Source organism: Sphingobium sp. FG125 (genome assembly GCF_057809795.1).
Genome location: NZ_JBMDKQ010000044.1, coordinates 1 through 2789, shown reverse-complemented (window position 1 = coordinate 2789; position 2789 = coordinate 1). Strand labels below are relative to the sequence as shown.

At 64.1% G+C, this 2789-nt stretch carries 2 protein-coding genes; both read right to left on the bottom strand.

Annotated elements, in window-relative coordinates:
- Window positions 1–259: 259 nt before the first annotated feature.
- Window positions 260–1069 (bottom strand): IS21-like element helper ATPase IstB, encoded by an 810-nt coding sequence (gene istB / locus ACODSR_RS20665; RefSeq protein ID WP_489056542.1) that lies wholly within the window; start codon window positions 1067–1069, stop codon window positions 260–262.
- Window positions 1069–2574, bottom strand: coding sequence for an IS21 family transposase (gene istA / locus ACODSR_RS20660; RefSeq protein ID WP_489056541.1), 1506 nt, complete (start codon window positions 2572–2574; stop codon window positions 1069–1071). Before istA ends, istB begins: the two co-directional genes overlap by 1 nt.
- Window positions 2575–2789 lie beyond the last annotated feature (215 nt).

Genomic DNA, 2789 nt, shown 5'->3' with positions numbered 1-2789 from the left:
TGTAGCGCGACGATTACGGTGTCCGGTCGGCGTCAATTTTGATGGCCGATAGGTGGCCGCGCCGGTTGGTGAATTCTGGCTACCATTTGCTGTTGCGAGGAGCAACCGTCGAGCGACAATTATGACGCTGGGTAATTGTCGCTGGCGCTGGCCGGAAGCGAGGGTTTGAAGCGCATGGGATGGTTGGCATGTAATTGCCGCTGGCGACAATTACCCGTTGCCTCAGCAAGGGTGCTCCCGAGCGCGAAGCCAGCGACAATTATGATGGCCGGTCCGGGGCGCCATTGGGCGGGTCGTAATCGCCGGCGTTGATGCGGGCGACGGCGGAACGCTTGCGGTAGCTTTCGCCGTTCATCTCGATGATGGTCGAGTGGTGCACGAGGCGGTCGATCGCGGCGACAGTCATGGCGGGATCAGGGAAGACGTTGTCCCATGCCGAAAATGGCTGGTTGGCGGTAATGGCGAGCGAGTGGCGTTCGTAGCGGTGGGCGATGAGCTCGAACAAGGCGCTGGTCTCGACCTGGTCCTTGCGGACGTAGGACAGATCGTCGAGCACGATGAGATCGAACTTGTCGAGCTTGTCGAGCATGGCGGGCAGGCTGAGGTCGCGGCGCGCGGACTGGAGCTTCTGGACCATGTCGGTGGTGGAGCAGAACAGGACGCGCCGCCCCGTGTCGATGAGGGCATGGCCAATGGCGGCAACTGCGTGCGTCTTGCCGGTCCCGCTCTGGCCGAACAGCAGCAGGTTGCCGCCGTTCTCGATCCAGTCGTCACCGGCGGCGAGGAACAAGAGGTGCGGTTTGCGGATGCCGGGGGCGGCGTCGAAATCGAAGGTGGCGAAGGTCTTGCCTGCGGGCAAGCCGGACTGGTCGCGATGGCGCTGGATGCGCCGGGAGGAGCGATCAGCCATCTCGATCTCGAGAAGCGAGGCCAGCAGGTTGGCGGCCGGCCAGCCATCGCGATCGGCGGTGTCGGTGAGGCGCTTCCAGTTGCGGTTGATGCTCGGCAGGCGCAAGGCCTTCAGCAGGGTAGGCAGTACGGCGGCGGCCTGATCCTTGGTGCGGGTCATCAGTGCACCTCCCCGCTGGCGATCAGGCTGTTGTAGCTGTGCAGATCGGGTGGCGGGATAGCGACATCGCGCTGCGATCTTGCGGTTGGCAGGAACTCGTCCCTGAGCGCATCGACATCGGGCAAGCGCCCGCTGTCGAGAGCCTCATCGATCCGCCGGGCCAGCACGTCGACACAGTCGCCCCTGGCGGCGATATCGAGCAGCGCGACGGCATCGCGGCAGGCCTGCCGTCCATCGAGTTGGGCATCGAAGGCTTGCCAGGCCCGCCGGTAGGCGTGATCGGGGAAGAGGGCTTCGCGGTAGACGAGGTTGCGCAGTGCACCGGGCTTGCGGCGCAGGTTACCGATCATGTGCCGGAAATCGATGCTATGCCCCCGGTGGGGATGACTGATCCGCACACGCGGCGTGGACATTACCCTGTCCGGACCGAGGAAGAGCTCGATGCGATCGTCAAAGAGATGCACGTTGAGGCGCCGTCCGACGAGGCGGGAAGGCACCGAATAGGTAACCCGATCGATGGCGACGGTGCCGTTGCGGGTGACATCGACGGTGACCATGGCGAAATCGGTGGTTCGCCTTGCGGGCAGCGCCTTGAGTACCCTGCGTTCTGCATCGATGCGCGCAGCATGCCGCCGGTTCTGTCTGGCGACCTGCGCCTCAACGAACTCGCGCCAGGCCTCGATGCTGACGAAATCGCGGCTGCCCCGCCGGCGTAAGGCCTGATCGAGCCGTCGCTTGAGATGGGCATGGGGACCTTCGATCGATCCGTTCTCGTGCGCCTCGCCGCGGTTGTTGCGGGTAGCAAGCATGCCGTAATGACGACACAGCTCGTCATAGCTTCGGGTGAAATCCCGCTGCGCATCGGCGTCGAGGTTTTTGTAGGCGGCTGACAGGGAATCGCTGCGGTGTTCGGCCGGCGCACCGCCCAGCTTCCACAACGCATCCTGCAGGTGCTCCGAAAGGGCGGCAAAGCTCTCCCCGCCCAGCACGACAGCCGCATGCTCCCAGCCACTCGCCGCCAAGCGGAAGTGGTAGAGGCGATAGGCCAGGGTCTCGCCGGCAACGGTGACCTTGAGACTGTCGCATACCGTGAAATCCGACAGGCCCTGCCGACCGGGCTCATGATGCTGCGGGAAGAAGATCTCCTTCTCGCCGCCGTGCAGTGCCCGCCAGCGGGCGATCCGGCGTTCCAGTGTTCGTCGTATCGCATCGGGAACAGCATCCTCGCCGAACTCGTCCTGGAGCGTCTCGAAGACCGTGACGGCAATGATACCGTCGATCTGGAGCAACTCCTCTATACGTGGCCAGAATGGCTCGAGCGGATCGGCGCGGGTGCGCCAGTGGCGCTCCTTCTTCTTCTGGGACGGAAGCTGCGGATCGTTCTCGATCCGGCGTGCGCTGCGTTCGCTGATACCGGCCTTGGCAGCCGCGACGGCCTGGGTGTGTTGGCGACGATGGGTCATGAAGAGAAATACCTGCTGATCGGAAATGTGGTGGCCCGGCATCGCAAACCCATCGCTCGTTGTTCGATGAGTGTTCCGATACCACCGCCCGCCACAGCCCCGATCTGCCCCCCGAAAGAAGGGGAAAAAGATCGCCACCGGTTGTCTGGTCCGCTCTCCGGTCGGGGCTGCGCCCCTCCCTACGATCAGACCAGACAACCGATCCTACCGGCCATCATAGTCGCCGCTCAACCGGCCATCGTAGTTGTCGCCGCGCA

Bases quoted from the DNA above. Each gene is read 5' to 3' on its own strand.
- istA (WP_489056541.1), bottom strand. From the start codon at position 2,574: ATGCCGGGCCACCACATTTCCGATCAGCAGGTATTTCTCTTCATGACC.
- istB (WP_489056542.1), bottom strand. From the start codon at position 1,069: ATGACCCGCACCAAGGATCAGGCCGCCGCCGTACTGCCTACCCTGCTG.